Below are 7,908 nucleotides of genomic sequence, written 5' to 3' on the forward strand. Positions count from 1 at the left end.
GGGCGGGTACGTGATGTCGCGCATCCCGCAACCCTACCGACCTACGGTCGCGTAGGTTAGTGGTGGCTCGGATGCGGCGCCTCGTCCCGGATCAGCTGCGCCACCAGCTCCGGCTCCTCGAGGCCGGGCAGGTGCGCCACCGCCGGCAGGACACGACCCGGGCCCTGGCCGATGCGACGAGCGGTCTCCTCGTAGAACGGGAGGTCGCAAGGCAGGTCGTGCTCACCCCACGTGGTCAGCACCGGCACGGTCAGCTCGCTGAGCCGCGTCCAGGCGTCGAGCCCCGCGTCTCCCGCCGACTCGGGAGCGGCGACGTCGAGGATGGTTCGATTCATGGCCTCGAACAGCGTCCGAGGTGGGCCGCCGACCCTCCCCTCGGCCGTCCCCGGGCCGTCGAGCCACAGGTGCGTGAGCGCACGGATCCGAGCGTCGACACTCAGGGACGGATCATCAGCGCGGTCGATGAGGGGGCCTGAGGCTGGATCTGGTTGCCAGTCGAACGGAGTGTCCTCGTCGGTCATGCCCGACACGCCGGCGCCGACGAGCAAGACCCCTGTGACGCGATCCGGGTGCAGCAGGGCCGCGTCGAGCGCGACGGCCCCGCCCATGGAGTTGCCGACGAGGAAGACCTGCTCGAGCGCCAGGTCGTCGAGGACCTCGATCAGGTCCGCCACGTGCGTGAAGGTCGAGGTCGGATCGGCGGCGGGACTCGCCCCGTAGCCCCGTCTGTCGTAAGCGACGACATCGAGACCGTCGTCGACGAGCGCGTCCGCCACCGCTGCCCACGATCGACTGTCCGCCACACCGGCATGCAGGAGCACGACGGCGGGGCCCTCCGCCGGCCAACGGGTCACGGCCAGTCGTCCACCGTCTGCGGTCGAGAGCACGTGCTGCTGCCTATCCATGACGCCCGAACGTACCGGAGGAGGGGCGCCTCAGCGATCCCTCAGCGACCCTCGGCGTAGGCGTCGATCTCCACCTCGACGAGATGGTCGGGATGCATCAGCCGGTTGACCTCGAGCATCGTCGACACCGGCGGCGTGGAGCCGAAGAGCTCCCGGTGGGCGCGGCCCACCTCGTCGGCATCGGTGATGTCGATGACGTACATGCGGGTCCGCACCACGTGCTGGGCGTCGAGCCCGCACTTGCGCAGCGAGTCCATCGCGATCCCGAACGCCACCATGGTCTGCACGTACGGGTCGTTGACCCCGATCACGGTCCCGTTGACGGTCGCCGTGGTGCCGGCGATCGCGACGTGCGGTCCGTACGAGACCGCGCGCACGTATCCGTACCGTTCCTCCCACGGTGTTCCCGACGGCAGCCGGTACATCAGCCATCCCTTCGGGGCACCACGCGGCGTTCCATGACGACGGCGTCCGCGCCCGAGCGGTAGTAGTTCGGCCTCGTCGCGATCGCGACGAAGCCCCCTGCCTCGTACAGCCCGGTCGCCGCGACGTTGTCGGATGCCACCTCGAGCAGCACCCGCTCCACGCCTCGTCGCTCGGACTCCCCCAGCAGCGCCGCCAGAAGCCGGCGCCCTACCCCCGTCCTGCGCCGCCCGGGCAGCACCGCGATCCGGACCACGTCCGCGGTGTCCCCGGCGACGACCAGGCTGCCGTAGCCGATCACGGCGCCGGCTTCCTCGGCCACGACCACGTGCCGGCTCGCGCCGTCGAGCTCGTCGGCGACCTGCTCCTTCGACCACGCCTCACGACCGAACGCAGCGTCCTCCAGCGAGGTCAACGCGTCCAGGTCGCCTGGCATCCCAGGGCGGATCACGCCGACGCGCGCTTGCGCTGGACCGCCGGAGCGGCATCGGGACGCCGCAGGTAGAGCGGCTCGGTGCCCACCTCGACCGCCGTCCCCGCTGCCACCATGCCGGCGAGCACCCCGGCATCGGGGTCGGCGGGTCCGTCGACGCGAGCGAGGACCTCGGCGTACAGGTCCGCTCCTCGTCCGAGCACCGGCATCGTCGACGGCAGGCGTGCCGCGAGGTCGGCGGGCCGCATCACGTCGGCATCACCGACGCGCTCACCGCGCGGCGTGTACTCCGCCCAGTAGACCTCCTTGCGACGGGCGTCAGTGGCGACGACGAACGCGTCCTCGACCGCACCTGCGGCGACCGCCTCGGCGGCGATGACGTCGAGCGAACAGACACCGTGCAGCCGCGCGTGCAGCGACACCGCCAACGTCCGCGCCGTCACCACACCGACCCGCAGGCCGGTGAACGGCCCGGGCCCGACGCCGACGGCGACATCGGTCACGTCGCGGCGGTCGACGCCCGCCCGAGCGAGGACGGCGGCGATCGCCGGCGCCAGCATCTCGCCGTGACTCATCGCGCCGGGGCGCGAGTCGGAGGCGAGCACAGTGGTCCCGTCGTGGAGGGCGACCGAGGTCGCCGGTGCGGCGGTGTCGAGGGCGAGGATCAGCATCGGGGCACAGGTTACGCCAGGCGTGGTGACGCTCACAGTGGTCTCGGCTCTTCGAGGCCGCGGGCCTGCGCCGAGTGCGCGACCGCGCCGGGACCGAGCAGCGTCGACCGCAGCGGGACCCTCGCCCACCGCACCCCGTGCGGCTTGACCGTGACGAGGCGTACGTCGTGGTCGTCGACGTCCGCACGCTCGGGCGCCTCGGCGCCCAGCGGGTCGAGGACCGTCGCCGCGCGCCGCTCCAGCCGTACCTCGAGCCAGGAGTCGCTGAGGTCCTCGGCCATCCCTGCGCCCCACTCGACGACGGTCACCGAGTCCTCCGTGGCGGTGTCGAGGTCGAGGTCGTCGAGCTCGAGCGCACCGCCGAGCCGATAGGCGTCGACGTGGACGAGCGGTGGGCCCCCGGCCAGGTTCGGATGCGTACGGGCGAGGACGAAGGTCGGTGACGTGACCGGACCGCGCACGCCGAGGCCCTCCCCGATCCCCTGGGTGAGCGTGGTCTTGCCCGCACCGAGACCGCCGGACATCACCACGACGTCACCCGCCTGCAGCAACGAGGCGAGCCGGACTCCGAAGGCGTGCGCGTCCTCGGCGGTGGGGAGCTCGCGCGCGAGCCACAGCGTCTTGCCGAACTCGATCGTCGTGCCGTGCTGCCGGACCGGGAAGTAGCGTCGGCGCGTCCAGAACGTGACGTTCTCCGGGAGCTCCTCGCGCACGTCGAGCCAGACGCCGTCCAGACCGCGCTCCTCGGCGGTGTCCTCGGCGACGCCGACCATCGCCGAGGCGACGCCGCGGTCCTGGTGGTCCGGGTCGACCGAGACACGACGGAAGCCGAGCAGGCCCGGCCGCGACGTGTCGTAGAGCATGGCGCCGATCGGCTTGCCCCGGCGCTCGACGAGCAGTCCGCCACCCTCGGCGAGGGCCTCACGGACCGACTCCACGCTCTCGGTCAACGCGGTCGACGGCGGGTCGAGCACGGGCCGGGCGCCGAACGAACGACGGATCACCGCGAGCACGTCGGCAGCACGCTCCGGCGGGGCGTCGAAGACGTTCAGGGCGTGGAAGTTGGGCAGCGTGGAGCCGGTCATGCGGGCCAGCCCTCCCCGCTCCGTACGGCCGGCTCGGCCGATCCCCACAGCCCTTCGATGGCAGCGGTGACCTCCTCGTGGCGCTCGAGCATCATCATGTGGCCGGCACCCTCGTACGCGATGAGCTCGGACCCGTCGATCATCTCCGCCAGCCGGCGCGAGTGGCGGAACGGCGTCAGCCGGTCCTTGGTCCCGCCCATGACGAGCGTGCGTCGCCCCGGCAGCACGTCGAGGGCGTCATACAGGTCCAGGTCGACGAAGTTGCCGGCGAAGTCCCACAGTGCCCGGTCCCGGGACCGGGCGATCATCTCGTCCGTCATGTCGGCGTACTTGGCAGACGACGTGGGTCCGCGGGCGACGGCGCGGGTGCGGGGGTCCGTGTCGCGGCGGCGGGCCGCCGCCACGAGCGGCCCGAGGCGCGGGAGCCACGGGTGCAGGAGGGCCAGCGGGTCCTTGGGACGGACCAGGTCGCCGGCGCTGGTGCCCATGAGGACGACACCGACGACGCGGTCACGGACGACGTCGCCGTACTGGGCGGCGAACGACATCACGGTCATCGCGCCCATCGAGTGACCCACGAGGATCAGGGGACCCTCCGGCGCGACGGCGTCGATCACGGACTTGAGGTCGTCGCCGAGCTGGTCGAGCGTGCAGCTCTCCGGCGACCCGTCTCCTGAGCTGCCGTGCTCACGCTGGTCCCAGAGCACCATCCGCGCCTGCCCGCGCAGCGCGGCGCGCTGGTAGTGCCAGCAGTCCAGGTCGAGGACCCAGCCGTGGCAGAAGACGATGGTGGGCCGGTCGCCCGCCTCCAGGTCGTCGGGCTCCTCTACCTCGACGTGGAGAGGGACGCCGTCGGTCGCGGGCACGGTCACCGCCGGGACGTGCAGCGTCCCGAACTCCATCGCGTCACCTCGGCGGGAGCGACGACGCACCCGCTGGCGGTCGGTCGCGACGCGGGCGGCAGCAGCCGTGGCACCGGCCGCCGCGACCGTCCCTGCGGCCACCGCCGCGTACGCCCCCACCTTGCGCCAGTCCATGCGTTGCTCCTCCTCTGTGGCAGCGACGACCGACTCCGAGCGGCGTCGCGGCACGTCAGTGTGCCGGTCGCGGGGAGCCTGCGTAGCGCCGGACGATCCTGCCTCCAAGCCTAGTGACGACCTCGTAGCCGATCGTGCCCGCCGCCACCGCCCAGTCCTCGGCGAGCGGCTCGCCCCGATCTCCGGGGCCGAACAGGACGACCTCGTCACCGCGCTGCGCCTCGAGGTCGCCGAGGTCGAGCACGATCTGGTCCATGCAGACCCGGCCCGCGATCCTCACGCGGTGGCCGCCGACCCAGGCCGGCGCCTTGCTGGACGCGGCCCGCAGGATGCCGTCGCCGTAGCCGAGCGGGACGAGACCGAGCGTCGTCTCGCGCTTGGTGACGAAGGTGTGCCCGTACGACACGCCGGTGCCCGGAGGCACGCGGCGGACCAGGGAGAGCGCGGTCCGCAGCGTCATGACGGGCGTCAGACCCAGGTCGGCAGGCGCTCCGATCGCCGGGCCAGGGCTCAGTCCGTACGAGGCGATGCCGACGCGCACCAGGTCGTGGTGGGTGCTCGGCCGTGTCAGCGTCGCCGCGGAGTTCGCGAGATGGCGCAGCTGCGGCTCCACTCCGAGCGACGCCAGCTCGGCGACCGCGGCGGCGAACGCATGCTCCTGGGCACCGTTGACCGGGCTCGCCGGCTCGTCGGCGCAGGCCAGGTGCGAGAAGATCCCGACGATCTCGAGCCGTCCCGAGCGTTGGGCGTCGCGGGCCGCCTCGAACAGCGCGGTCAGCTCCTCGCCGCGTACGCCACCCCTGGCCATGCCGGTGTCGACCTTGAGGTGCACACGGGGTCGCTCCGTGGCGCCCGCCTCGAGGACGGCATCGAGCTGGGACACCGATCCGGCGGCGACATCGACCCGGGCGTCGATCGCCGGAGCGAGGTCCGCCCCCGCCGGCGAGAGCCAGGCCAGCACGGGTCCGGTGTCACCGCCTCGCCGCAGGACCAACGCCTCCTCGACCGTGGCGACGCCGAGCCACTCCGCACCGGCTTCGCGAGCCGCGCCCGCGATCTCGACCGCGCCGTGCCCGTACGCATCCGCCTTGACCACCGCCATCTGGAGGGCGTCAGGCGCAGCCGTACGGAGGACCGCGAGGTTGCCCCGGTAGGCGTCGAGGTCGACGACCGCCTCCGCCGGGGCGGTCACCGGTCCCTCCAGTCGCGTACCTGCGACTCGTCGAGGAGGCCGTTGCGCCACGCCGTGATCACCGCGGGAACGGCGTCGGCGACCTGCCCGGCGGTCACCGGGCCGCCGGCCGACGCAGTGACCGCCGCGACACCGTGCACGAAGGCCGCGAGCGAGCCCGCGTCTCGGGGGTGCGCCCCCGCGGCGAGGAACGACCCGGCAAGGCCGGCGAGGACGTCGCCGGCACCGGCGGTGGCCAGCCACGGCGTCCCGGTGAGGTTCACCCGCGTGGGTGAGCCCGGGTAGGCGACGAGGGTGCGTGCGCCCTTGAGCAGCACGGTCGCGCCCCAGCGCTCCGCCGCGCGGGTCGCATGGCCGAGCGGGTCGGCCTCGACCGCCGACCGCTCGACGTCGAGCATCCGCGCGAGCTCACCGGCGTGCGGGGTCAGGAGGGCCGGGACGGCGAGGCGGTCGGGGAGGTGCTGGAGCGCGTCCGCGTCGACCACGACCGGGACCTCGTCCTCGAGCGCCATCCGCAGCCGCTCGGACGCGTCGTCACCTCCGCCCGAGCCGACGACCCACGCCTGGACGCGGCCGCGCTCGGCCGCGTCGGTGTGGGCGACGACCTCCGGGCACCGGTCGACCACCCGGGCGGCCAGCGCCGGCTCGCCGACGAACCGCACCATCCCCGCGACACCGGCCAGCGCGCCGCGGACGCACAGCTGCGCGGCGCCGGCGTACGCCGACGACCCGGCAGCGACACCGACGACGCCGCGCGCGTACTTCTGCGTCGGCGAGGTCCGCCGCTGGTCCAGGGTCGGGGCGAGGACGGCCATCAGCAGCCGGTTGTCGGAGGCCTCCAGCGCCTCGACGGACGGCGCCGGGAGGTAGGGGCCGAGGCCGATGTCGACCAGCCGGGGCAGCGCTCCGTGCACGGCCCAGCGCGCCGCGGGGTCCACCAGCAGCGCGTTCTTGTAGGTCCCGAAGGTGCACGTCGCGTCGGCGGCGAGGAACGACTCCGGCACGGTGGCGCCGTCCACGTCGACACCGCTCGGCACGTCGACCGCGATGACGAACGGCCGCTCGGCCTCCAGGATCGCCCGCCAGCCGTCGACGGGCGGCCGGAGCCCCGGCGAGCCGCCGATCCCGACGACACCGTCGACGACCACCGTGAAGCCCGTCGGCGAGTCGACCAGGCGACACCCCGCAGCCTGCGCGGCACGTGCCCCGTCGACGTGCACCCGGGCCGGGTCGGCGAACGCGACCGCGACGATGCGCTCACCCGCCAGCTCGGCGGCGGCGTACAACGCGTCTCCGCCGTTGTCTCCGGTGCCGACCAGGAAGACGACGGGTCTCGGTCCGGGAGCGACCTCCCGGACGTACGCCGCGAGGCCGGCCGCCGCCCAGCGCATGAGCGAGCCCGGTGGGACTCGCGCCATGAGGGCGGCCTCGGCGGCGCGGACGTCGGCGACGGTGTGTGCGTGCAGCATGTCAACCCTCTCCCACGACGAACGCGGTGGCGACCGGCCCGTCGTGGGCGATCGACAGGTGCCACCGAACCACACCGAGCTCCGCGGCGCGAGCGCCGGCAGCGCCGGTCACCGTCAGCGTCGGTCGTCCGGACGCGGAACGCCCGACCTCGGCGTCGTGCCAGGAGAGCCCGCCCGGCGAGCCCAGCGCCTTGGCCAGCGCCTCCTTGGCGGCGAAGCGCCCCGCGAGCACCACCGGCGCACCGGTCCGCTCGCCGGGCGCGAAGAGCCGCTCACGCAGCGCCGGAGTCTGCTCCAGCGCGGCGGCGAAGCGCTCGACGTCGACCACGTCGACGCCGATCCCGACGATCACTCGACCGTGACGGACTTCGCCAGGTTGCGCGGCTGGTCGACGTCGTGGCCGAGCAGCGTGGCGAGCTCGGCGGCGAAGATCTGCAGCGGGACGACGGCCAGCACCGGCTGCAGCAGCGTCGGCGCCTTCGGGAGCCGGATGAGGACGTCGGCGTACGGGTCGACCGACGTGTCGCCGTCCTCGACCAGCACCACCGTCCGCGCACCGCGCGCCCGGATCTCCTGGATGTTGCTGATGACCTTGTCGTGGAGCTGGTCGCGGCCCTTGGGCGGCACCACGACGAAGACCGGCAGCCCTGGCTCGATCACGGCGATCGGGCCGTGCTTGAGCTCGCCTGCCGC

Annotated in this window: 10 protein-coding genes; all 10 read right to left on the reverse strand. The window is 73.5% G+C overall.

The window, feature by feature from the left end:
- Nucleotides 1-56: 56 nt before the first annotated feature.
- Nucleotides 57-905: an alpha/beta hydrolase gene (locus PV363_RS13875; protein ID WP_220345309.1), complete on the reverse strand. Its 849-nt coding sequence runs from the start codon at nucleotides 903-905 to the stop codon at nucleotides 57-59.
- A 41-nt stretch (nucleotides 906-946) separates the two neighbouring features.
- The gene (locus PV363_RS13880) at nucleotides 947-1,330 is read right to left on the reverse strand and encodes a Rid family hydrolase (RefSeq protein WP_220342013.1); all 384 of its coding nucleotides are present in this window, start codon (nucleotides 1,328-1,330) and stop codon (nucleotides 947-949) included.
- Nucleotides 1,330-1,764, reverse strand: coding sequence for a ribosomal protein S18-alanine N-acetyltransferase (gene rimI, locus PV363_RS13885; protein WP_220364953.1), 435 nt, complete (start codon nucleotides 1,762-1,764; stop codon nucleotides 1,330-1,332). The genes PV363_RS13880 and rimI overlap by 1 nt, the downstream gene beginning before the upstream one ends.
- Nucleotides 1,765-1,775: 11 nt before the next feature.
- Nucleotides 1,776-2,432: a tRNA (adenosine(37)-N6)-threonylcarbamoyltransferase complex dimerization subunit type 1 TsaB gene (tsaB, locus tag PV363_RS13890; protein WP_220342015.1), complete on the reverse strand. Its 657-nt coding sequence runs from the start codon at nucleotides 2,430-2,432 to the stop codon at nucleotides 1,776-1,778.
- A gap of 32 nt (nucleotides 2,433-2,464) precedes the next feature.
- Nucleotides 2,465-3,517 (reverse strand): tRNA (adenosine(37)-N6)-threonylcarbamoyltransferase complex ATPase subunit type 1 TsaE, encoded by a 1,053-nt coding sequence (tsaE, locus tag PV363_RS17970; RefSeq protein ID WP_220342016.1) that lies wholly within the window; start codon nucleotides 3,515-3,517, stop codon nucleotides 2,465-2,467.
- Nucleotides 3,514-4,554 (reverse strand): alpha/beta hydrolase, encoded by a 1,041-nt coding sequence (locus PV363_RS13905; protein WP_301022611.1) that lies wholly within the window; start codon nucleotides 4,552-4,554, stop codon nucleotides 3,514-3,516. The genes tsaE and PV363_RS13905 overlap by 4 nt, the downstream gene beginning before the upstream one ends.
- A gap of 55 nt (nucleotides 4,555-4,609) precedes the next feature.
- Nucleotides 4,610-5,746: an alanine racemase gene (gene alr, locus PV363_RS13910; protein ID WP_301022612.1), complete on the reverse strand. Its 1,137-nt coding sequence runs from the start codon at nucleotides 5,744-5,746 to the stop codon at nucleotides 4,610-4,612.
- Nucleotides 5,743-7,215 carry a bifunctional ADP-dependent NAD(P)H-hydrate dehydratase/NAD(P)H-hydrate epimerase gene (locus PV363_RS13915; RefSeq protein ID WP_220342018.1) on the reverse strand — a complete coding sequence of 491 codons (1,473 nt, stop codon included), beginning with the start codon at nucleotides 7,213-7,215 and terminating at the stop codon, nucleotides 5,743-5,745. The genes alr and PV363_RS13915 overlap by 4 nt, the downstream gene beginning before the upstream one ends.
- A 1-nt stretch (nucleotide 7,216) precedes the next feature.
- Nucleotides 7,217-7,567, reverse strand: a complete 351-nt coding sequence (locus PV363_RS13920; RefSeq protein WP_220342019.1) for a holo-ACP synthase — start codon at nucleotides 7,565-7,567, stop codon at nucleotides 7,217-7,219.
- On the reverse strand, nucleotides 7,564-7,908 hold a 345-nt coding region (locus PV363_RS13925; RefSeq protein ID WP_301022613.1), incomplete at its 5' end, for an SIS domain-containing protein. The genes PV363_RS13920 and PV363_RS13925, both read right to left, overlap by 4 nt.

This window comes from Mumia sp. (assembly GCF_028803055.1).
Lineage (GTDB): Bacteria > Actinomycetota > Actinomycetes > Propionibacteriales > Nocardioidaceae > Mumia.